Consider the following 22,554-nt stretch of genomic DNA (forward strand, 5'->3'; position numbering starts at 1 on the left):
TATAGCGGTTCTATTGTAGAATGTTTCATGTGTTCATCATTGCAAGCCATCATCCCTACTGACATCAAATTTCCGGAGTACCGCCGGGGTACCCGAAAAGAGGATTTAACAGATGAAATATAAAGACCTAATCGAGAACATGACGCTGGAAGAAAAGGCGTACTTAATGTCCGGTAAAAATATATGGCAAACGCAGGAGATTGAACGTTTAGGCATCCGCAGCATCTTTTTTGCGGATGGTCCGCACGGAATCCGGAAACAGGCTGCAGCTGCAGACAAGCTGGGCCTGAATGCCGGGCTTCCGGCAACCTGTTATCCGACAGCGGCGACCGTCGCAAATAGCTGGAATACCGAGCTAGCGGAAAAAGTAGGGCAGTATCTTGGGGACGAGGCAATCTCACATAAGGTAAATGTTCTGCTTGGACCCGGTGTGAATATGAAGCGAAACCCTCTGTGCGGGCGTAATTTTGAGTATTACAGCGAAGATCCGTATTTAGCCGGTAAGATGGCTGCGAGCACGATCAGAGGCATTCAGTCGCGCGGCATTTCCGCTTGTGTAAAGCATTTTGCCGCCAATAATCAAGAGAAAAGACGGATGTCGATCGACTCGGTCATCGATGAGAGAACGCTGCGGGAAATTTATTTGACCGCGTTTGAAATGGCCGTTAAAGAAGGCAAGACGAAATCGATCATGACCTCCTACAACCGCTTGAACGGAAGCTACACCACGGAAAACATGCATCTGATGCGGGATATTTTGCGGGAAGAATGGGGTTACGAAGGCACCGTAGTTACCGACTGGGGCGGCAGCAATGATCGTGTGGCCGGTTTGCTTGCAGGTAATGAGCTGGAGATGCCGACCTCCAGAGGAGAAACCAATGAGGAAATTATCGAGGCGATTCGCAGCGGCACATTGAAGGAAGAAGTGCTGGATGAGTGTGTCGACCGCCTGCTGGATCTCATTTTTACGACGGAAGAAACCTTTGCGAAGCCGCATTTGGAATTTCATGTGGAACGCCATCACCGGGTGTCCCAGAAGGTTGCCGAAGAGTCGATCGTGCTGCTTAAAAATGACGACCACATCCTGCCTCTGAAATTCGGCCGCAAGGTTGCCGTTATCGGAGACTTTGCCCAAAATGCGAGATATCAGGGCGCAGGTTCATCCCTTGTCAACCCGACGATCCTCGATCATACCTTGAACTGCTTTGAGGAATCCGGGATTGTCAGCATCGGCTTTGAACCCGGGTTTGAACGTTATGGAAAGAAGAACGAGGAAAAAATAAAGAAGGCATGCGCGCTGGCCGAGCAAGCGGATGTTATTCTTCTCTATATCGGTTTGGATGAAGATACGGAAGCGGAAGGACTCGATCGGCAGAGCATGCGAATCCCGCAAAACCAAATTGACTTGCTCGATGCACTTTATAAGGTGAACCCGAATATTGTCGCGATTCTTTCCTGTGGGTCGGCCGTGGAAATGCCGTGGATTCACAAGGTCAAGGGGCTGCTGCATGGCTATTTAGGCGGACAGGCAGGGGCGAGATCGATCCTGAGGGTGTTATCCGGAGATGTGAATCCTTCCGGCAAATTGTCGGAGACGTATCCGCTTCGTTATGAGGATACGCCGTCTTATCGTTATTTTCCGGGAAATGAAGCGAGCGTAGAGTATCGGGAAGGGTTATATATTGGGTACCGTTATTACGATACGGCGAGTGTTGAGGTACTGTTCCCTTTTGGCTATGGGCTTAGCTATACGACATTTGAATATTCCGATGTTCAAGTGGAGAAGGACCGCGTCACGTTCACCCTCTCGAATACAGGAAAGGTTGCCGGGATGGAGGTGGCTCAGCTGTACGTGGGCTGCCCATCCGGCAACATTTTCAGACCAAAGAAGGAATTGAAGGGCTTTAAAAAGGTGTTTATCAACGCAGGGGAAACGAAGAGGGTAACGATTCCTTTTGACGATAAAACGTTCCGGTATTTCAATGTGAAGACGAACCGGTGGGAAATAGAAGAAGCTGACTATGAAATCATGATCGGTGCGTCCTGTGCGGATATTCGCTTGAAGGCCGAGCTTTTCGTGGAAGGGACCGGAGCACCGCTTCCCTATGACAAGCAGAAGCTCCCCTCGTATTATTCCGGCAAAATTGACGCTGTCCCCGTGGATGAATTTGAAGGCCTGCTTGGGCGGAAGGTACCGGTGTCCACATGGGATCGGGAAAAGCCGCTTGGATATACGGACACGATTGAGCAGTGCCAATACGCCAAGGGCTTTGCTGGAAGATTCGCGTTTCACGCTGTGGTGTTTGCGCATTGGTTCCTACGAAGAATCGGGAAGAGGAGCACCGCCAATCTCATTATGATGACGGTTTACCACTTGCCGTTCAGAGGGATTGCCAGAATGACAGGCGGCGCCATTAACATGGCTATGGTGGATGGAATGTTAATGATGGTGAATGGGCGGTTTTGGAAGGGCTTGTTTCACTTGTTGACAGAAACGAGGAAGAAGCGAAGCAGCCGTGCCTGGAATACGCTTCGCAGCGAACGGTAAGAGATTTATGGTGACGATATAAGCATGGAAAAAGGGTGCCTCCAGAGGGCTTGTACCGGTAAACGGTGCAATTCTGGAGGTACCCTTTTTGAGTGACGGGATGCGGATTATTCGAGCGGAAGAGTCGATTTGCTTCCAAGGATGCTGCGGTACACCGCGATGGCATGCTCGCGCGATTGCGCCAGATCGACGATCGCGTTCGGCTGCGGCCGGTGGATCGCTTTGCCGCTGAGGGCTCGCAGCTGCGGAAGCCAGCGCCGAATATATTCGCCGTCCGGATCGTATCGCTCCGATTGGGCGACCGGGTTCATGATGCGGAAGTAGGGGGACGCATCATAACCGAGCGAGGCGCTCCACAGCCAGCCGCCGCGATTCAGGATGTTGTCGTAGTCCGCCAGCTTGCGGCGGAAAAGCTGCTCCCCTAACGGAAACGGGCAGAGCAGATTCTTCGTGAGGAACATCGCGGTAATCATCCGCAGCCGATTCGGCATGACGCCCGTTTCTAGGAGCTGGGTCATGGCGGCGTCGATGATCGGGATACCGGTCCGCGCTTCCGCCCAGGCCTCGAAATGCAGGTCGCTCAGCCCGGAAAGGTCGAACAACGACTCGTAACGGAAGAACGCCGGGCTGCAAGCCGCCTGAATGTAGTAAAAATCGCGCCAGGCCAGCTGTCTGCGCCATGGCTCGGCGGCGACGGTATCCGGCAGCGCTTCGTAAATCTCGCGGATCGAGATTGCCCCCGTGTTAATGTACACGCTGAGCCCGCTCGTCCCTTCCCCGGCGTAGAAATCACGCCGCGCTGCGTATTCGTCGATGCCGCTTTCTAGGAAGCGGCGCAGAACCTCGCGGGGCACGGCTTCCGCCCATGTGGATGAGGCGTAAGCCTCCAGCGGAAACGGCAGCGCAAATGACTCCGCAATGGCTGGAGCTAGCTCCTCGGCTGTCACCTCCAGCTCCGGCAGTCCCGCCGCCGATGACGGACGGTAATGGACGGAAAGATATTCCGACCATTTCCGATAGAACGGCGTAAACACCTTGTACGGCTCCTTGCGGCCGCCGTATGCCTGCAATTCCACCCCGTCGACCAGCGTCCCGTCTTCGATGGCGGTCCACGCCGTTCCGCGGCTTTCCGCCAGCAGGCGGAGCACGTGATCCCTCGCCGCCGCATAAGGAGTATGCTCGCGCTGAACGACGACCTCCTCGACCGGGTGCAGGTCAAGGAGCCGCGACAGCACCTTGCGCGGCTCGCCGTATACGATCTGCAGCTGCTTTCCGTGGCGGCGGTACTCCTCGCCGAGCGCCTGCAGACGCCCCAAAAAAGCGCGTCCGCTGTGTTCCTGCTCCCGTCCTCCATTCAGCAGAGCCGGATCAAGGATAAAGACGTGCAGGCTGGGCCGGTTTCGGGCCGCAATATAATCGAACGCCCGCAGATCCTGCGTGCGTAGATCTTTACGATGGATGAAAACAATGAGGCCGATGGCCGTTCACCTCCGCAAGTATTCGTAACCTATTCAAGGACAATTCATTCCATAGCTTCTCATAAATCTTCGCTGCAAACCAGCCGACAGAGCCGCTGCACACAAAAAAAGCCCTCCAAACGGGGCACTTGTCCACCGTCTGAAGAGCTTTTGTCGGTTGAAAATGATTATTGCTGCGCCGGAGGCTCAGTTGTTACTTGTGCATACTGCTCATCGGATAAAATACGGCGAGCGGTTACGTACCGCTTAGCATAATAGGATTGGTCCATGCTGTCGATGACGATTCCTTCATTCGTTGCGGAATGAGCGAATTTACCATCGCCAACATAAATGCCTACATGGGAAATGCCTTTGCCGCTGGTGTTGAAAAAGACGAGATCTCCCGGAATCAGCTCGCTTTTCTCAACCTTCGTGCCGTGCTTCGCTTGCCCGGCCGATTGGTGAGGAAGCTCAATTCCGAATTGCGCAAAAATGTACATCGTAAATCCGGAGCAGTCAAAGCCCTCTTTCGTCGTGCCGGCCCATTTGTAAGGGCTTCCCATGACGGAGTTAACTGCGCTGTTGAGAGGCGTTTCAGCCAATGCGCTGCCTGTTCCAAAGAACAGGGTTGCAGCAAGGCATAACGCTGCCAATGCTGTCTTTTTCAATTGATTAATACTCCTTCCGCTGCCGACGAGGTTAGCTGTAGGGTTCGGTCGAAGGTGCCCTATGATTCTTTCAAGCAGAATCAATTCACCCAAGATGGTTCCCCCGTTTCCGTTTGACGGAATTAGGCAAAATTTGAGTAGTAATGATTAACAACCCTAAAAAGGATTCGCCAAAATTCTGCGGAATCCTTCTTCTCCTAGCAAAATATTCAAATAAAAATGAAAGGTTCAGAGTTTGCGAGAAAAGGGGCGAAACGGAAAGAAGATCACGTTTTCAATAGAGGCTGATGTTCAAGAAAAATAGAGGCGCACATCGGAAATTGGCGAAACGGGGACGTGAAGCGCCGACAGGAGATGGTGAAAGCTGGAGGGGCACAGCGCGAATAAAAGCGAATGGAAGCATATGGAACCGAATGGTAGCGCGCAAAAAACCAGCCTTCACCGCGATTTGCACCGCAGAGAAGGCTGGTTGGTGTTGAAGGGAGAGGGGCTCGGAGGAGCCCTGCATCCTTCAGGTGTACGATCTTTCTATACTATTTAAAAATGCTACCTCGACTTCACCGTCCAAAGCTGATACTGCGCGGCGATTCCCCACATTTTAAAGAAGCTTTGGAAGAAATAGAACGCTTGGTGAACGAGCACCGCCGCAAAGCCTGCCCACCATAAGGTGGAGCCGACAGCCGTTAAGGCAATGGCGCCGGTGATCAGCGCTAGGATCAGCGCCAGCCCGCATACGGGCAGCAGGGAGCGGAAGAAGGTCAGAAGCGCATTCACCACCCCGTATTTCGCGACGCGGCCGAATTGAATGTACATGAACATCAGCTCGATCAAGCCGGCGTACAGCATCCAGCCGATGACCCATGGGGCGAGAGACAGCAGCATTTGCTCATAATTCCCCACCAGGAAAACCGCTTCCTTCAGATGAGGGTAGATCCAAATCAGCGGCAGCACGGTCAGCGCAGTTTGCAGCGCGTAATACACGATGAACGGCTTTGCCATCCGTTTCATACCTCGGAAAAAAGCGGTGCCGACCGGTTGATCCTGGTGATGCAGCGCGTAAAACAAGCCGCCGCTTAGCAGCGGAGTGGCAAGCATGCGGATCGCGAACAGGCCGAGCAGCGTCCAAAGGTACGGATTCGCAAGGTCCGTTTTGAACAGCTGGAACTGTCCTTCAATCAGAAACAAGCGGACGGCCGCGGGGGGCAGATCCCCCGCAGGATAGCGATGCATTAACGGAACGATAATTGATTTCACGTATTGATACAAAGTGATGCCCCAGCCTATGCGGTACAGGAAAAGCACGAGTACGATAAAGAGCTGCTTCCACGTTATGCGCAGGCCTGATTTCAAATAATCCATCATGCGTGATCACCTCACCATGCCACCCAGCTGAGCAGCGTCTCAATCAATTTCACCGTGCCTACGTTCAGGCGAACCTTCCATTTTTCATCCACTTCGGTCTTCATAAAGTTGTTAATATGCTTGTTCTCGAGTACGATTTCATAGCTGGGGTCGAGCATGGCCCATTTCAGTTTCTGCGGATGGACAATTTTCACCTTGCTGCGGTCCTCGGTCTGGTTGATCGTCTGGTCTGCATACGAGCCGTCGGCAAAATGCAGCCGCATCTTTATCGGTGTATAGTCTCCGCCCAATCGACGTACGGTAATTTCATGCTGGTAGCCTGCCGGCTGACCGTTTTCGCCGCCTGAAGGAGTGGATACAATCGACTCGATTGCGTAATCGGCCATTAAGCCGTTGTAGATGTATTGATCGAAAAATGGCTTCCACGACTGGCCGGTAACCTTTTCCACAACGGTCTGGAAGTCCTTCGTGGATGGATGGCGGAATTTCCACTGCTGATAATACGTCTTGAGCACCTGCTTCATCTGCTTTTCACCGATCTGCTGTTCCATTGCGGTTAGTACAAGCTTGGCCCGGGTGTACACATTTTCGGCGTAAGTGTTATGGTTATGGTATTTCCATGCGTTGAGCGTGAGCGGCTCCGGCGCGGTGATGTAGCTGGCTTCAATGAGGCGGCTAGGCTTGGAGCCGTATTCAGTTTCCATCAACTTATCCTCGGTATAAGAGGTAAAGCCTTCGTCCAGCCATGCTTCCTCGAATTCGTTGCTCGCGACCATACCGTACCAATACTGGTGCCCGATCTCATGAACGACGACTCGCTCAAGCTCCAGCCCCGGTGTTTCTTCGGCTGCTCCCCAAGCGGTGATGAGCGTCGGATATTCCATACCCCCGGCGCCGTTCGCTTCGGCTGGCGGCACGACGACGGACAGGGTCGAATACGGATAAGCCCCGTACCACTCGCTGTATCGCGCCAGCGATTTTTTCGTCGCCTGCAGGTAGCGTTCTTTCAGATGCTCATGCTTCGGATCAAGGTAGAGCTTAATTTTCATGCCGGGAATATGATCGGTGGAGAAGGGCTCCTCGTGATAAACGAAGTGCGGCGAAGCGGCCCAAGCAAAATCATGCACATCGTCGGCGTAAAAATGATACGTTTTGGTTCCATTGCCCGTCTTGGCGACGGGAGTCGTCGGGAACCCGGTCGCGGCGACGGTGTAGGTGTCCGGCACTTCAAGCATTACGTTATAAATGCCGAAGTCCGAGTAAAATTCCGAGTTGCCGTGGTATTGGTGCGTGTTCCAGCCGTCCTCGGTACGGCCTCGAGTTCCTGCCGGCTCATAAACGGCAACCTTCGGGAACCACTGGCCCGCCATGACGAAGTCTTCGGAATAGCCCATCCGCGCAAAGACGGAAGGCAGCTTCACGGTAAACTGGAGCTGCAGCGTCGTTTGCTGTCCGGGCAGCACCGGAACAGGCAGCTTCAGCATGGCAAGCGTTCGATCGTTCGAGTTGTCGTCATCCGGCTGAACGAATTCAAGGCGTTCGTCTAAGGAGGATCCATCGGACGCTTTAAGCGAATCGATGGTCATGCCGCCATAGCTGTTTGCCTTCGCGCTGTCCTCGCGGTGCTTTCCGCCCGACTCGCGCATAAAGGTCGATTTATCCGAAGCAAAGGCGTTCGGATATAAATGGAAGTAAAGCTCGCTGACCGCCTTCGTGCCCGGATTGGTCCAGGTGACGGTCTGATTGCCGTAAATCGTTTTGGTTTCCGCATCCAGCTTGGCGCTCATGTGATACTGCACGACACGTTTGCTGAGCGGATCCGGCTTTTTCGGGACGACGGCATCGCTGGTGCCTTCCTGCGGAGCGGGAGCGGGCGCCGGCGCATTCGGCGCAGGGGCCGGAGCAGGCTGCTGCGCTTCCGGACCCGAAAGGGCGATGTGGCTGTTTGGCATCGCAGCTGCAGGAGAATTGCCGTTCTTCGGGTCATCGGCCATATACAAGGAAGTAAATTTGCTGTACACGAGCATCGCTACGAAAGCGGCTACCAAGGTGTACACGGTAATCGATTGCAGTTTCGATTTCGGACGCTTCATCATCTTCACCCCGTTGACAAGCTTCTAGAGCATGTATATGTAAGGGCTCGGGCGATCATGTCCACGAATTTGGACACGGGTGTGGAAAACACTACTGCATTTTCGATACAATAATGTAGATAACTTTTCGAACAAGGGGGACATCCATTTGGATTCCAATGAGAATGAGGGCAAAAAACCGCTGCGGTCGCTGAACGTGGTCAGCAGTAAAGAACATAAAGGCTTTGGCGCAGGCTCCATCGATCTCAGCAATTTGTCGTCGGTCATTATCGATGGCGAAGAGGCGTACATCGATATCGGTGCGCTGCACGCCAAGAGCAAGGTGGAGCGCGGCATTAAGTTCACGGTGAACCAAGAGGAAGTGCCGAACGGGCGCAAATGCTGGATCGTGTGGGTGGCGGTTGACCGCAGGCCGGAGGGAGGCTCCTATTACGCCGGGGTGACGGCCTGCGAAATGTCCGTCGATCCGGAGGCGAAGAAGGGCTGGAAAATTCTCGCCGACCACGTCAATAAGATGGATTATGCGCTGAAAAGACGCATCATTTTGGACGGTCTGAACGAGACGGAAAAAGCGGCTTTAAAGCGCTGCCTGCAGGAAAATAACGCGGAATGGTGGGATAATTCCCTGGAGCAATTGAAGCAGGGGCTGGCGTAACGCAGCAGCTTTTCGCGGCAAATTTTGACCTGTGACGAATCTGTGTCATCCGTTGTCACAGGACACGCTACCGATTACAATAAGCGATAGTATATTGAACGATATACTAGGACAACAAAGAGGCAGACCGTCTACGCAAACGGTCTGCCTCTTTGTGTTGTATAGGGAAAGCGTCGAAGACAGGCCCACCCGGCGAGGGACGGGGGCTACTCCGTCCACCACCGCTTCAGATCGCTCCACCAGGAGTGCTCCTTCTTCTTCGTCTCAGGCGTCTCCGGAGCCGCGGGCTTCGAGCCGTGCTCGCTGCAGTACGTCGTCGGCTCCGTTCCGGCGACGAACGTCTCGAGCCTTGAGCCCTCGCACTCGCTGGTCGCGAGCAGCCCGGTTTTCGGGTCGATATAAGCGCTGACGACCCCTTCCGGCATCGCGAACAGCTTCGGCGGCACCGCCTCGAGCGCCCCTTCGGTAAACTTGGCGAAGATCGGCGCAGCCTGGTGCGATTCCACCGAGCTGATATTTCGCCCCTTGTCATAGCCGACCCAGACGGCGGTGGCGAGCTCGGGCGTATACCCGACCATCCAGGCGTCGGTATTGGTTGTCCCGGTTTTGCCGGCGACGGGACGCTTAATTTCAGCCGCCACCCGGCTGCCGGTGCCGCCTGCGTCAAATACGCTCTCCATCAGCTCGGTGAGCACATACGCATGCGCCGCGTCGAAGACGCGCTCCGTCTGCGGCTCCGCTTCGTAGAGCACCGTCCCGTCGGCGTCCTCGATCCGCAGCACGGCAGTCGGCTCGATGCGTACGCCGCCTCCGGCGATTGTCGCGAACGCCGACGCCATCTCGAACGGCGACACCGGGAACGTGCCGAGCGCAAGCGACGGGAGCGGGTCCATGGCGCTGGTCACGCCGAGCTTCCGCGCCATGTCGATGACCTTGTCGGCGCCGACCTCCATAATCGTGTTCACCGCGTAGATGTTATCCGAACGCGCAATCGCCTCGCGCATATCGATTTCTCCGAAATACTTATTGCCGAAATTAGAAGGCGCATACGACTGTCTTCCCTTATCGAAGGTGAAGGTCGTCGGCTCGCTGACGAACTTCTTCAGCGGCGTAAAGCCCTCGGTTTGCAGCGCCGTCAAGTACAGGATAGCCTTAAAGGAGGAGCCCGGCTGCCGGGTTGTGGAAAACACCCGGTTGTATTGGTTTTCTCCGTAATCCGTGCCGCCGACCATGGCGCGAATATAGCCGGTTCTTGGATCGATCGCCACGAGCGCCGCCTCTAGCTCTGTGGAACCCGGGCGAAGCGTCTCGCGAATCGCTTTTTCCGCTTCTTCCTGCTGCTTGATATCGAGCGTCGTATAAATTTTGAGGCCGCCCGATTCATAAAGCTCCTCGTCAAGACCGAGCCGGTTCACCACTACGCTGCGCACGTAATCCTGAAAATACGGGGCAATGGACGGGGTGCTTTTTTTCAAAGGAAGCAGGTTTAATTGCTCCGCCGAAGCGGCCTTCGCCTGCGCTATCGTGACTAGGCCCTGATCGGCCATCGCCTGCAAAATAGTCCTCTGCCGCGCTTTCGCCTTATCCCAATCCATATAAGGAGAGTAATACTTCCAGCTCTTCGGCACGCCGGCCAGCATGGCGCTTTCCGCCAGCGTCAGCTCGGATGCGTTTTTGCCATAGTAGAGCTTGGCTGCTGCCTCTACCCCGTACGCGCCGTGACCGAGGTAAATTTGGTTCAAATACATGGCGAGTATTTCTTTTTTGCTGTACTGGAGCTCCAGCTGTACCGCATACAATGCTTCCTTCAGCTTCCGCGTCCAGGTTCGTTCATGGGTCAAATATAAATTCCGGGCAAGCTGCTGGGTCAGCGTACTGGCCCCGTGCCTCATTGATAACGTTTTGGCGTCGATGTAGAGCGCTCTGGCAATGCCCACCGGGTCCAGCCCGAAATGGCTGAAGAAACGCTTGTCCTCGATTGCGACCGTGGCGTTAATTAAATGAGGGGAGATCTTCTCGAGCGGTACAATTTCCCGGTTTTCTCCGGAATGAAAGGCGTCGATCAAATTGCCGTGCAGATCGTACATGCTGGATGTCTGCGAGACGGAAACCGCCGGGAGCGCATCCGAACGTAAATAAAGTGCAAGCACGATGATTCCTGCGGCCGAAATTAAAGTACTAACCATCATAAATGAGAAAAAGAAGCGAATCCGGCGAAGCCATCTGGGGGAGCCCTCGTTTCCCCGTAATCGGGCTTGGGAGTTATTCATCCTGCATCCTCCTTCCGAACGGAATCCGTAAACCGAGCTTGGTTTTGGTCCATATTACCATTATGGAATTCCGGGAAGCGGGATATTCGTGCAAAGCAGCAGTTTATGAAATTTTCTTCACGCGGCCCCTGCTTATTGCATTTTCACCGCGTTACACTATAATACAATTTGTGTGTCGTGGCACACTAAACGGGAATATAAGGAAAGAAGGCGATCCCATGGAGCTTTGGTATACCGAGAAGCAAACCGAAAACTTCGGAATAACGGCTAAAATCACCGAGACCCTCGTTAACGAGCAGACGGAATTTCAGCATCTGGCTATTATTGATACGGTAGAGTTTGGACGCATGCTGGTTTTGGACGGCATGGTTATGACAACCGTGAAGGACGAATTCGTTTATCACGAAATGGTGGCGCATCCGGCGCTGTTTACCCATCCGAATCCGGAGCAGGTGCTTGTTGTCGGCGGCGGTGACGGCGGAGTTATTCGCGAGGTGCTGAAGCATCCGAAGGTGAAAAAAGCCGTTCTCGTTGAAATCGACGGCAAGGTTGTAGAATATTGCAAAAAGTATATCCCCGAAACGGCGGGAGAGCTGGACAACCCTCGGGTAGAGGTTATTATCAATGACGGCTACATGCATATTCATGACCATAAAAATACATACGATGTGATCATGGTTGATTCGACCGAGCCTGTTGGTCCGGCGGTTCAGCTGTTCTCGCAAGGCTTTTATAAAGGGATTTATGATGCGTTGAAGGAAGACGGCATTTTCGTCGCGCAAACCGATAACCCTTGGTTTAAGGCGGATCTGATCCGTACGGTTAACCGCGATGTGAAGGAGATCTTCCCGATCGTTCGTGTGTACGTTGCGAACATTCCGACGTACCCAAGCGGACTTTGGACGTTCACGATGGGCAGCAAAAAGCATGATCCGCTGCAGGTGGACACCGACGCGATTCCAGAGCTGGATACGAAGTACTACACGCCGCGCCTGCATAAGGCCGCTTTCGCACTTCCAAGAATCGTTGAAGATTTGGTAAAAGGGGAGTAGGCCGCGCATGCGTTTGGATCAAAAATATTCCGGTAACGTGTTTATTTTGAGCAGTGACGATTACGCCGCTTCCCAAGCGGTTATTTACGGGATGCCGATGGATTATACCGTCAGCTTCCGTCCGGGCTCGCGCTTCGGTCCGGCCCGCATCCGCGAGGTTTCGATCGGGCTGGAGGAGTACAGCCCGTATTTGGACCGCTCGCTCGAAGAGGTTAACTACTTCGACGCAGGCGATCTGCTGCTGCCGTTCGGTAACGCGGCGCGCAGCTTGGAAATTATCGGCGAGTACGTAAGCGGTCTGCTGGCGGACGGCAAGTTCCCGTTCGGTCTGGGCGGCGAGCATCTCGTATCGTGGCCGGTCATTCAAGAGGTCTATAAGAAGTACCCGGACCTCGCAATCATCCATATCGACGCTCACGCGGACCTGCGCGAGCAGTATGAGGGCGAGCCGTTGTCGCACTCAACGCCGATCCGCAAAGCAGCCGAAATGATCGGCGGCAAGAACGTGTATCAGTTCGGCATCCGCTCCGGCTCCCGCGAGGAGTTCGAGTACGGACGCAAGAACGTCAACTTCTTCCCGTTCGACGTAGAGGAGCCGCTTCGCAAGGTGCTTCCGGAGCTGGCAGGACGTCCGGTTTACGTGACGATCGACATCGACGTGCTCGATCCGTCGACTGCGCCGGGAACCGGCACTGCGGAAGCGGGCGGTATCACCTCGAAGGAGCTGCTGGCTGCCGTGCACGCGATTGCACGCTCCGATGCTCGCGTCGTAGGCGCGGACGTTGTGGAAGTAGCGCCGGTGTACGACTCGTCGGAAATGACGCAAATCGTTGCGTCCAAGCTGATTCGTGAGATGATTCTGGGCTTCGTGAAGTAAGCCGGAGAACAATAGCAAAACGCCTGATTGGCAAGGGAGGGAAACCTTTGCCGATCAGGCGTTTTTTTGTGGTTTGGGGCCCTACGGTACGGAGTGAAGTGGACTGCTGATCCCGCTGGGAATCGGCCCTTGCCTACTCTTCCGCCGGATATTGCAGATGAATATGCCGGAATGTCGTCGGGGTCATGCCTTCATGCTCGCGAAATATCTTAATAAAGTAGCTCGGATGCTCGTACCCGCAGGCCTCGGCAATGTCCCGCACCCGGCGCTCCGGCTCGGCCAGCAGCAGCTCCTTGGCCGCACGCAGGCGGTAGCTCGTAATATATTCAAAAGGCCGCATGCCCATCGCCTGCTGGAACAGCGTGCACAAATACTGCGGGCTGACCTCGATGCAAGCGGCCAACTCCGGCAGGCTAAGCGGCTCGCAGTAATGCTGCTCGATATGCCGCAGCACCGGGGCGATGTGCTCGATCCGCTGCTGCTTGGAGCGGGCTTCCGCCTCTGACGAGTACCGCAGCAGGTCAATCAGGAGCTCGTACATCAGCGAAGAGCCTTCATAGCTGCGCAGCGGATCGCCAGAGACGATCGTTTCATGCGCTTCGTGCATTTTTACGAGCATTCCGCCGGGGTTGGACAGGGTCAGCACCTTCGATTCCGTCAAAGCCATCCGCTGCAGCAGCTCCCGGGCCAGCCCGCCGTTAAAGGTAAGCCAGCGTACGCCCCAAGGCTCCGAAGCGGCGTAATACGTATGCGGCTCATCGGGATAAAGCAGCATCCCTTGTCCGGGCAGAACGGTGTAGGTGTTCCCGCTGAGTTCAAGCCGGCCTTCGCCCGAATAGACTTGAAGCCAGTGGAAATCGGGGAACCCGCTTTCGCGAACAATTCGTTCTTGATTGGACCAGCCGCCCGACGAGGTGATGTAGAGAGGTAATCTTCGCTCATGCTCGGTTAGCACAGCGAAGGAGCTTTTATTCAGCAAGATCGAGGACATGCGCGGTTCTCCATCCTTTTTTCAATGCAGGTATTTTCCAATATGAATATTGTTATATTAGCAAGAAAATGCTTTCATTGATACCGTTTTCTTTACGGGATATGATTCTCATATGATGATATGGGAAAGGGTGTTGACTAATGGCGGGATGGAGAACAGAGAAGCTGCAGGGCTTTTGTTATGGCGGGGATTATAACCCGGAGCAGTGGCCGGAAGAGGTTTGGCTGGAGGATATGCGACTGATGAAAAAAGCCGGGGTAAACCTGGTCAGCGTGGGCATATTCAGCTGGGCGGTACTGCAGCCGGGCGCGGACAATTATGATTTTGCATGGCTTGACCGGCTGATGGACCTGCTGGCGAAGCACGGCATTTATGCTGACCTTGCGACGGCCACAGCATCTCCGCCCGCGTGGATGGCAGTGAATCACCCGGACACATTACCTGTGGATAAGCGTGGAAGCAGGTACCGTCACGGGTCGCGGCAGCATTACTGCCCGAATTCACACGTATACCGCGATTACGCCGCACGTCTGGTGCGCCGGCTTGCGGAACGTTATAAGGATCACCCGGGATTGGCCATGTGGCATGTGAACAATGAGTACGGCTGTCATATATCCGAATGTTATTGCTCCTCCTGCGAACATGCGTTTCGAGTGTGGCTGGAGAAGCGTTACGGCACGATTGATGAGCTGAATGCTCGGTGGGGAACAAACTTTTGGAGTCAAAAATATTACCGTTGGGACGAAATCGGCCTGCCCGCGCATACGCCGACCTTTGCAAATCCTGGGCAGCAGCTGGACTACCGCCGGTTTATGTCGGACAGCTTGCTCGATTGTTATTTGAATGAAGCGAATATTTTGCGGGAAGTAACTCCGGGCGTTCCGGTTATGACGAACTTTATGGGCAGCTTCAAGCCGCTCGATTATTTCAAATGGGCGCAGCATATCGATGTGGTCAACTGGGATAGCTATCCGGAGCCGACTTCAGGGACAGGGCAGGAGTATGCCGCTTTGAATCACGACCTGCTGCGGAGTATGAAGGGCGGTCAGCCGTTTTTGCTGATGGAGCAGGTGACGAGTCAAGTGAATTGGCGTCAGCATAATCCACTGAAGCGTCCCGGCGTGATGCGGCTGTGGAGTCTTCAGACCGTCGCGCGCGGCGGTGACGGTGTGCTGTTTTTCCAGTGGCGGCAGTCACGTGCGGGTGCGGAGAAGTTTCACGGCGCCATGGTGAGCCACATGGGGGATGAGCACAGCCGCGTGTACCGCGAGGTTGAGCAGCTCGGAGGTGACCTCCAGCGCATCGAGGAAATTGCCGATGCGCGGATTACCGCCAAAGTGGCGATTGTATTCGATTACGATAACTGGTGGGCGCTGGAACTGGATTCAAAGCCAAGCGCAGACGTGCGTTACATGAAATCGATTGAAACGTATCACCGGGCGCTCTACCGCGCGAATATCGCCGTGGATTTTGTAACGCCGGAGCAGGATTTGTCGGCTTACGCATTGGTGATCGCGCCGACACTTTATATGGTGAAGCCAGGGGTTCAGGATAACCTGGAGCGATACGTGTCTACGGGGGGCAGTCTGGTGCTGACCTACTTCAGCGGCATGGTGGACGAAAATGACCGGATTCATCTTGGAGAATATCCGGCTCCCTTCCGCAAGCTGCTTGGATTGTGCGTGGAGGAGTTTGATCCGATGCTGCCGGAGCAGCGCAACCGCATCAAAACGGCGGATGGCGGTTCGTATGAGTGCAGCCTGTGGGCGGATATAATCCGGTTAGACGGTGCGGAGGCGATTGCGCATTTTGAGTCGGATTTTTATGCCGGGGGAGCGGCGGTGACGCGCCATTCGTTTGGTCAGGGAAAGGCGTACTATGTAGGGACGCAGCCGAACGATGTTTATGTGGCGAAGCTTCTCGGTACGCTTTGCGAGGAAGCGGGCATCGTGCCGCCGATTGCTGCGCCGGCAGGAGTAGAGGTATCCGTGCGGGAGCATGCGGATGGCCGCGCGTATGTATTTGTGCTCAACCATAACGCCGAGCCGGTCCGTGTGGAGCTGCCGCCGGGCGAGTATGCAAATGTGCTCGACGGCTCGGCCAAGCAAGGGGAGATTGAGCTACCTGTGGCGGGCGTGGCGATTTTGAAGCGAAACGCAGAGTAGGCGGGGCGGTTGCACCCGCATCCCACGGGCAGCGGCACTGGCACTCGCGCCCGAATCTGAGCCGGCTCCCGCACCTGCACCCGCATCCGAACCGGCAGTGGCACCGGCACTCGCGTCGAACCCGCACTTGCAGCGTCATCTGCAGCAGCACCGGGCACCCGCACCTGCATTCGCATCCGACCCGTACCCGCACTGCACCCGACAGAAGCGCTATATCACACATTTGAGCCGGCACCCGCATCGGTCGACAGAATAGCTATGCCACACACTTGAGACGTCCCCTTAATACAAATAAGTTGTACTATTTTTGAGTGGAGCTTGAAATACGACTCAACAATACAAATTATTTGTATACTTTAGCGTGATTCTTTGGGGGGAGGGCTCCGAGCGGGAAACAATACAAATTACTTGTATAAGTTCGAGCAAAATGGAGCTTTTTGAGCAAACAATACAAATAATTTGGTTTAGTGGTGCTCTGGCTATCTCTTGCTAGGGATCTGTTTAAGATCTTCCGCAAAGACTACCCTGCTTGGTTGGGGGCTTCGAAACTTCTGGTAGATGGGGCGAGCACCGGATTTATATGGTTATGGGATACGTTTATCACCGGATGTGTTCAGTTTCTGAAAAATCGGGCTCGGTTCGGTATGGGCGATGACAAGAATGGTGTACCGTTCTCGAGTTCTCGGCGGGCATTTCATGTATCGGTTGACACCTAAATTGTTATGCGGGAAAGAAAATGGTTTGTTGAAATATAAAGTCGGAGCCTATTCTTCCAAGGTGGGCTCTGACTTTTCTTTTTTGGCGAATGTTCATAACTTGAATAGGTGTTCGTTATATGGCGAGGGGTTCAATAGCTGTATGAATGCGAGTTACTCGTTGGGACGGGTGTTCATTATTTGAGTATGTGTTCTTGATTGTGTCGAGGCGTTCATTAGTTGAGTGAATGCGAGTTACTCGTTGGGACGGGTGTTCATTATTTGAGTATGTGTTCTTGATTGTGTCGAGGCGTTCATTAGTTGAGTGAATGCGAGTTACTCGTTGGGACGGGTGTTCATTATTTGAGTATGTGTTCTTGATTGTGTCGAGGCGTTCATTAGTTGAGTGAATGCGAGTTACTCGTTGGGACGGGTGTTCATTATTTGAGTATGTGTTCTTGATTGTGTCGAGGCGTTCATTAGTTGAGTGAATGCGAGTTACTCGTTGGGACGGGTGTTCATTATTTGAGTATGTGTTCTTGATTGTGTCGAGGCGTTCATTAGTTGAGTGAATGCGAGTTACTCGTTGGGACGGGTGTTCATTATTTGAGTATGTGTTCTTGATTGTGTCGAGGCGTTCATTAGTTGAGTGAATGCGAGTTACTCGTTGGGACGGGTGTTCATTATTTGAGTATGTGTTCTTGATTGTGTCGAGGCGTTCATTAGTTGAGTGAATGCGAGTTACTCGTTGGGACAGATGTTCATTACTTGAGTATGTGTTCGTCATTTGGCGAGGGTTCATTAGCTGTATGAATGAGTGTTACTCGTTGGGACGGATGTTATTACTTGAGTGCTCGCCATCTGGACAGGTATTCATATTCAGTACCTAAAAGTGTTGATGTATCTAATTAAGTGTGCACCATGAATAGAATGCGAAAAAGCCCGCAGTATTTATGGGTCAGAAGAAATATGAAATGTACGAAAGCCCAGTCTCCTCCACAGTAAATCGATCAGATCCGGGTCACCCTCCTCATCCCTTATTCCAACCACAAATTGTTCGGAAGAAGTCCCGTTCTCCACCATTCTCCGGCCCAAGACCACTTTCTGCGTTGAATTTACGCGCCGATTAAGATATGCTTGTAGCAAAATTTTTCTTTTCAAAAAAGGATTGAGCGCGGCATGTCCATCCTGAAAAAACAAATCAAAATCCGCATCGAAGCCGATCATGGCGACGGAGGGCGGGTCGTACGGACCGTAAGAGGCGAATGGTACGGCAAGGAAGGTGCGGAATATATCCGCTATCACGAGCCGGAGCCGGACATGGGCAACACCACGGCCACCATTCGGCTGACGAATGAGGAAGTGCGGGTGATCCGGCACGGGGATTTTCGTTCGGAGCAGGCGTTTGCCGAGGGGCGCGCGGATACGGGGTATTTTGAGACTCCGCAGGGCCGCATGGTTATTGAAAACCGGACGCTCCGGTTCGACAACCGATCCGAGCAAGGGAACGGAACAGTGGAATGGAAGTACGAGATGATTGCCGGCGGAGAAGCCGTTGGAACGTATACGTTAAAAATGACAATGCAGGAGGAAAAATAAACGATGGCGCAGTATGTGCTGGAACAAGTGAAGCAAAACCTGAAAGCGGAAATTGAAAATGCGCTGCACGCAGCGGGACTTTTAGAAGGAATTGAACCGGCAGCGGTGCCTGCGATTTTGCTCGATGTCCCAAGAGAAAAGGCGCACGGCGATTTTGCATCGAACATTGCCATGCAGCTGACGCGGCTTGCCAAGAAAAACCCGCGCCAGATCGCGGAAGCGATTGTGGAAAAGCTGGACACTGCGAAGGCGAAGGTCAGTAAGGTAGAAATTGCGGGCCCGGGCTTTATTAACTTTCATATGGATAAAACGTACCTGCTCGACGTGATCGGACAAGCGCTTCAGCTCGGCGACAGCTACGGAAGCATTAACGACGGAGCGGGACAGCGCGTCCAAGTCGAGTTCGTCAGCGCGAACCCGACGGGCAGCCTGCATCTAGGCCACGCGCGCGGCGCGGCAGTCGGCGATGCGCTGTGCAGCCTGCTGTCGTTCGCGGGCTACGACGTGAGCCGCGAATACTACATAAACGACGCGGGCAACCAAATCGCTAATCTCGCGCGTTCGCTTGAAGCGAGATACCTACAGGCGCTTGGCCGCGACGCGGAAATGCCGGAGGACGGCTACCACGGCCAAGATATTATTGATTTCGCGGCGGAGCTCGCCAAGCAGGAGGGCGACCGCTTAACGACGTTGTCTGAAGAAGAGCGGTTCGCTTATTTCCGCCGTTACGGCCTCGACAAGGAAATGGCGAAGCTGAAGCGGGATCTGGAACGGTTCCGCGTGAACTTTGACGTTTGGTACAGCGAGACCTCGCTCTACGAGAATGGCAAAGTTGTTGAAGCGTTGAACGAGCTTCGCGCTAAAGGCCATGTCTATGACGAGGAAGGCGCAGTATGGCTGCGCACCACTCCGCTTGGAGACGACAAGGACCGTGTGCTTGTCAAAAACGACGGCTCCTACACCTACCTGACGCCGGACATCGCATATCACCGCGATAAGTTCGAGCGAGGGTTTGATCGGCTGATCAACATCTGGGGAGCCGATCACCATGGCTACATTCCACGGATGAAGGCGGCGATGACCGCCCTTGGCTACGACGCCGAACGTCTGATGGTGCTCGTCGTGCAGATGGTCAGCCTGTTCCAGAACGGCGAAAAAGTAAAAATGTCCAAGCGTACGGGCAAAGCCGTGACGATGGAGGACCTCATGGACGAGGTCGGTATTGATGCGACCCGCTATTTCTTCACGATGCGGGGACTCGACACGCATCTTGATTTTGATATGGACTTGGCCGTTTCCAAGTCCAATGAGAACCCGGTGTACTACGTGCAGTATGCGCACGCGCGCATCTGCAGCGTATTCCGCCAGGCGGAGGAGCAGGGCATTGCGATCCCGCAGAGCACCGACAACCTGCAGCTGTCGCTGCTTAACTCAGAAGCAACTTACGATCTGCTTCTGAAGCTGGGCCAGCTGCCGGAGGAAGTTCGCATCGCTGCAGGAGAACATGCGCCGCATCGCATGATCCGGTATGTATATGAACTGGCGTCCCAGTTCCACAGCTATTACCGGGCGGAGCGCGTCATCACCGAAGACGCCGCCGCCACAGCTGCGCGCCTCGCCGTGCTTGGCGCGGTCAAAACCGCCATCGCCAACGTGCTGCGCATCGTCGGCGTCAGCGCGCCGGAGCAAATGTAGCTCCGGCCCGCGCAAACACCCGCGCCGCCGCCAGCTCCGGCCCGCACCAACACCTGCGCCGCCGCCAGCTCCGGCCCGCGCAAACACCTGCGCCGCCGCCAGCTCCGGCCCGCGCAACACCTGCGCCGCCGCCAGCTCCGGCTCGCGCAAACACCCGCGCGCCGCCGCCAGCTCCGGCCCGCGCAAACACCCGCGCCGCCGCCAGCTCCGGCTCGCGCAAACACCCGCGCCGCCGGCAGCTCCGGCCGCGCGCTACCCCTTCCGCGCCACGCGCGGGCCGCTCGCCAGCTTCAGCAGGCGCGGCGCGTCAAGCCGCCCGGGTCCCCGCTTGCCGCGGCGGACCGGCTTGACGACCGCCCGCTTTAGCAGCGCGCGAATCTGCGCCGGCTTAAGCCCGGGCTTCGCCGCAAGCGTAAGCGCGATCATGCCCGACACATGCGCGGTCGCCATCGATGTGCCGCTCATGGCGTTATACTTGCCGCGCAGCCAAGTCGAATAAATCTTGTCGCCGGGAGCATACACGTCGACACCCTTACCGCGATTGCTGAATGAAGCAATGCGGTTTTTTTTGTCGGTGGCGCCGACGGCGATCGTGGAAGGAAAGCGGGCGGGGTAATCCAGCTCGGCTTTCTTGCCGTCGTTACCCGACGACGTAATAATCAGCACCCCGGCCCGTTCGGCGCTCTGCACCGCGGCCAGCAAAGAATCGCTGCGTTTTTTCATGCCGAAGCTCATGTTAATAATGTGCATGCCGTTACGCACACACCAGTCGATGCCGTGAATAATATCCGACACGTAGGCCGTACCGTTGTAATCAAAGGCTTTTACCGGGAAAATTTTCGCCATCGGGGCGATTCCGGTGATGCCGTCGTTATGCCCGCATGCCGCAATCGTCCCGGCAATGTGTGTGCCGTGTCCATTGTCGTCGATGGGCAAAATACGCGGGTTCAGCATATTGATGCCTCTAGAAAGCACCGGCTGTAAATCGGGATGCGAATAATCCACACCCGTATCGATCACCCCGATGCGGATGCCGGCTCCTTGGGAAATGGGCCAGACATAAGGGGCGCGTACCTGCTTTACGCCCCAAGGGATAAAGCTTTGCAGCTCTGCCTTGGCCAGGCTGTGCACCCGAATTTTCGGGTTCGCCTCCACATGAATGCTGCTGCCGAAAGCCTGCAAAATTCGCACGGAGCGAAGCGGGCATGCAATGCCTCGAATCAATGAAATGGGAAGAAGGGAGCTGGGGACCCCTTTCTCCTTTTTTAATTCACGAAGCTGCTTAACGAATCGTTTGTATAAAGCTGGATTCCGAAACCGGATAATATAGGACCTGTCGTCCTTCCGGGAGGTTTCGGCTTCCCGGAGCAGTCGATCGAGTAATTGATTTGTATTGATCATGCCCTTACCTCCATAGCCGCATATCGTAGTGCATCGATTCCTCATCAAGCCCCAAACGCTATGCTCCATCGTATGAAGGGGAAAGGCGCTTCGCATAAGCCTTGTGCCCGTTTTCATATAATTAGGCGGCTTTGGGTGTCAAAGGGGAATTGTCGACATAGGATGGTAGGAGGGTTCTTAAGGGCTCTTCGAAAAAGGTACCGCGAAACGTGTGTAAACGCGTCCAGCGGGCGGATACAGTCAGGGCGGGGGGCGACCCCCGCTTTTCCCGTTTTCATGCAGTTGCTTTTTTATAAAAAATAAGGTTTACTATAGGTTGATAATGGAAACATAATAGGTAGGAATCATCGTTGGTGCCGAAACTGCTGGAAGGGATGTGCCGTAGTGAGCAGCCTCGAATTATTGAATTTATCGAAAGAGGAAGCTAGAGAACTGCCAATGGTCGACTTGGCGTTCATGATTTTAAAGTTAAAGAATGAACCGATGTATTACCGCGACCTCATGCAGGAAGTGGCTAAAATTAAAGGGTTTGCCGAAGAAGAAATGCTGCGGGTGATTGCGCAGCTTTACACCGAGATTAACATCGACGGACGTTTTGCTTGCGTAGGGAACAACCTGTGGGGACTCATCCGCTGGTATCCGGTCGAGAAGGCCGACGAGAAGGGTGGCGCGCGTCCGCGTATTATCAACGACGTCGACGACGATCTGGACGACGAGGATCTTTACCAGGAAGAGGAAGAAGAAGATTATCTGGCTGAGGGAGAAGATTACGACACGATCGATGAGGATCGCGACGAAATCTTTGAGGAGGAAGAAGAAGCTGAAGAGGATATCGGAGAAATCGACGAGGATGCTGACGACGACGAGGACTCGGATGACGAATTAGAAGGCGACTCGGATGATGATGAAGACGAGGAAGACGAAGGCGATTTTGACGATGATGAAGACGATAAATAAGTGAGAACCAACCCGTCCATAAGGGCGGGTTTTTTGCTTGACAAGCTTTTATCATCAGAGTAGACTATT

16 protein-coding genes and 1 riboswitch are annotated in these 22,554 nt (G+C 54.3%); of the genes, 8 read left to right on the top strand and 8 right to left on the bottom strand.

All coding sequences use genetic code 11. The annotated features are described in order from the left end of the window. Positions 1-112: 112 nt before the first annotated feature. A complete protein-coding gene (locus tag GQS10_RS16780; RefSeq protein WP_166244267.1) occupies positions 113-2,548 on the top strand; it encodes a beta-glucosidase family protein in 2,436 nt (811 codons plus the stop codon). Positions 2,549-2,655: 107 nt separating this feature from the next. Here the strand turns inward: GQS10_RS16780 and GQS10_RS16785 are convergent, their stop codons facing one another. The 4 genes from GQS10_RS16785 to GQS10_RS16800 form a co-directional block, all read right to left on the bottom strand. Then, complete coding sequence (locus tag GQS10_RS16785; protein WP_166244334.1) at positions 2,656-4,026, bottom strand: FAD-binding domain-containing protein; 1,371 nt, start codon at positions 4,024-4,026, stop codon at positions 2,656-2,658. Positions 4,027-4,193: 167 nt separating this feature from the next. Then, positions 4,194-4,673 carry a C40 family peptidase gene (locus GQS10_RS16790; protein ID WP_207952316.1) on the bottom strand — a complete coding sequence of 160 codons (480 nt, stop codon included), beginning with the start codon at positions 4,671-4,673 and terminating at the stop codon, positions 4,194-4,196. A 5-nt stretch (positions 4,674-4,678) separates the two neighbouring features. Next, positions 4,679-4,812, bottom strand: a riboswitch (cyclic di-AMP (ydaO/yuaA leader). Positions 4,813-5,219: 407 nt separating this feature from the next. Next, positions 5,220-6,032, bottom strand: coding sequence for a hypothetical protein (locus GQS10_RS16795; protein WP_166244270.1), 813 nt, complete (start codon positions 6,030-6,032; stop codon positions 5,220-5,222). 14 nt (positions 6,033-6,046) lie between these two features. Then, positions 6,047-8,131 (bottom strand): M1 family metallopeptidase, encoded by a 2,085-nt coding sequence (locus GQS10_RS16800; RefSeq protein ID WP_166244272.1) that lies wholly within the window; start codon positions 8,129-8,131, stop codon positions 6,047-6,049. Positions 8,132-8,276: 145 nt separating this feature from the next. On the opposite strand from GQS10_RS16800, the gene GQS10_RS16805 reads away from it, so the two are divergent. Then, positions 8,277-8,783, top strand: coding sequence for a YwhD family protein (locus GQS10_RS16805; RefSeq protein ID WP_166244274.1), 507 nt, complete (start codon positions 8,277-8,279; stop codon positions 8,781-8,783). A 206-nt stretch (positions 8,784-8,989) separates the two neighbouring features. Here GQS10_RS16805 and GQS10_RS16810 read toward each other — a convergent pair whose 3' ends face one another. Continuing rightward, entirely contained in the window at positions 8,990-11,053 is a 2,064-nt protein-coding gene (locus GQS10_RS16810) for a transglycosylase domain-containing protein (RefSeq protein ID WP_166244275.1), read from the bottom strand. A 218-nt stretch (positions 11,054-11,271) separates the two neighbouring features. Here GQS10_RS16810 and speE point away from each other — a divergent pair, with 218 nt between their 5' ends. After that, positions 11,272-12,105: a polyamine aminopropyltransferase gene (speE, locus tag GQS10_RS16815; protein ID WP_166244277.1), complete on the top strand. Its 834-nt coding sequence runs from the start codon at positions 11,272-11,274 to the stop codon at positions 12,103-12,105. 7 nt (positions 12,106-12,112) lie between these two features. Continuing rightward, a complete protein-coding gene (gene speB, locus GQS10_RS16820; RefSeq protein ID WP_166244279.1) occupies positions 12,113-12,982 on the top strand; it encodes an agmatinase in 870 nt (289 codons plus the stop codon). Positions 12,983-13,115: 133 nt separating this feature from the next. On the opposite strand, the gene GQS10_RS16825 is transcribed toward speB, so the two are convergent. Further along, the gene (locus tag GQS10_RS16825; RefSeq protein WP_166244281.1) at positions 13,116-13,973 is read right to left on the bottom strand and encodes an AraC family transcriptional regulator; all 858 of its coding nucleotides are present in this window, start codon (positions 13,971-13,973) and stop codon (positions 13,116-13,118) included. A gap of 140 nt (positions 13,974-14,113) precedes the next feature. Here GQS10_RS16825 and GQS10_RS16830 point away from each other — a divergent pair, with 140 nt between their 5' ends. The 3 genes from GQS10_RS16830 to argS all read left to right on the top strand — a co-directional run bounded on the left by GQS10_RS16830 (position 14,114) and on the right by argS (position 20,127). After that, complete coding sequence (locus GQS10_RS16830) at positions 14,114-16,138, top strand: beta-galactosidase (RefSeq protein ID WP_166244283.1); 2,025 nt, start codon at positions 14,114-14,116, stop codon at positions 16,136-16,138. Between the two features lie 1,874 nt (positions 16,139-18,012). After that, on the top strand, positions 18,013-18,432 hold the full coding sequence (locus tag GQS10_RS16835) for a YwiB family protein (protein ID WP_166244285.1): 420 nt from the start codon (positions 18,013-18,015) through the stop codon (positions 18,430-18,432). 3 nt (positions 18,433-18,435) lie between these two features. Then, positions 18,436-20,127 carry an arginine--tRNA ligase gene (gene argS / locus GQS10_RS16840; RefSeq protein WP_166244287.1) on the top strand — a complete coding sequence of 564 codons (1,692 nt, stop codon included), beginning with the start codon at positions 18,436-18,438 and terminating at the stop codon, positions 20,125-20,127. Here argS and GQS10_RS16845 read toward each other — a convergent pair. Further along, on the bottom strand, positions 20,105-20,317 hold the full coding sequence (locus GQS10_RS16845) for a hypothetical protein (protein ID WP_166244129.1): 213 nt from the start codon (positions 20,315-20,317) through the stop codon (positions 20,105-20,107). The genes argS and GQS10_RS16845 overlap by 23 nt on opposite strands. A 62-nt stretch (positions 20,318-20,379) precedes the next feature. Further along, the gene (locus tag GQS10_RS16850) at positions 20,380-21,525 is read right to left on the bottom strand and encodes a S8 family peptidase (protein WP_424991800.1); all 1,146 of its coding nucleotides are present in this window, start codon (positions 21,523-21,525) and stop codon (positions 20,380-20,382) included. 387 nt (positions 21,526-21,912) lie between these two features. Between GQS10_RS16850 and rpoE the strand changes: the two genes are divergently transcribed. Continuing rightward, positions 21,913-22,485: a DNA-directed RNA polymerase subunit delta gene (gene rpoE / locus GQS10_RS16855; RefSeq protein WP_166244291.1), complete on the top strand. Its 573-nt coding sequence runs from the start codon at positions 21,913-21,915 to the stop codon at positions 22,483-22,485. Positions 22,486-22,554: the final 69 nt, after the last annotated feature.

Origin of the sequence: Paenibacillus turpanensis (genome assembly GCF_011421635.1) — a bacterium.
In the GTDB taxonomy this organism is placed as follows: domain Bacteria; phylum Bacillota; class Bacilli; order Paenibacillales; family YIM-B00363; genus Paenibacillus_AK; species Paenibacillus_AK turpanensis.

Coding starts and splice junctions, on each gene's coding strand:
- GQS10_RS16780 (WP_166244267.1), top strand. CDS start 113: ATGAAATATAAAGACCTAATCGAGAACATGACGCTGGAAGAAAAGGCG.
- GQS10_RS16795 (WP_166244270.1), bottom strand. CDS start 6,032: ATGGATTATTTGAAATCAGGCCTGCGCATAACGTGGAAGCAGCTCTTT.
- GQS10_RS16800 (WP_166244272.1), bottom strand. CDS start 8,131: ATGATGAAGCGTCCGAAATCGAAACTGCAATCGATTACCGTGTACACC.
- GQS10_RS16810 (WP_166244275.1), bottom strand. CDS start 11,053: ATGAATAACTCCCAAGCCCGATTACGGGGAAACGAGGGCTCCCCCAGA.
- speE (WP_166244277.1), top strand. CDS start 11,272: ATGGAGCTTTGGTATACCGAGAAGCAAACCGAAAACTTCGGAATAACG.
- speB (WP_166244279.1), top strand. CDS start 12,113: ATGCGTTTGGATCAAAAATATTCCGGTAACGTGTTTATTTTGAGCAGT.
- GQS10_RS16825 (WP_166244281.1), bottom strand. CDS start 13,973: ATGTCCTCGATCTTGCTGAATAAAAGCTCCTTCGCTGTGCTAACCGAG.
- GQS10_RS16830 (WP_166244283.1), top strand. CDS start 14,114: ATGGCGGGATGGAGAACAGAGAAGCTGCAGGGCTTTTGTTATGGCGGG.
- GQS10_RS16835 (WP_166244285.1), top strand. CDS start 18,013: ATGTCCATCCTGAAAAAACAAATCAAAATCCGCATCGAAGCCGATCAT.
- argS (WP_166244287.1), top strand. CDS start 18,436: ATGGCGCAGTATGTGCTGGAACAAGTGAAGCAAAACCTGAAAGCGGAA.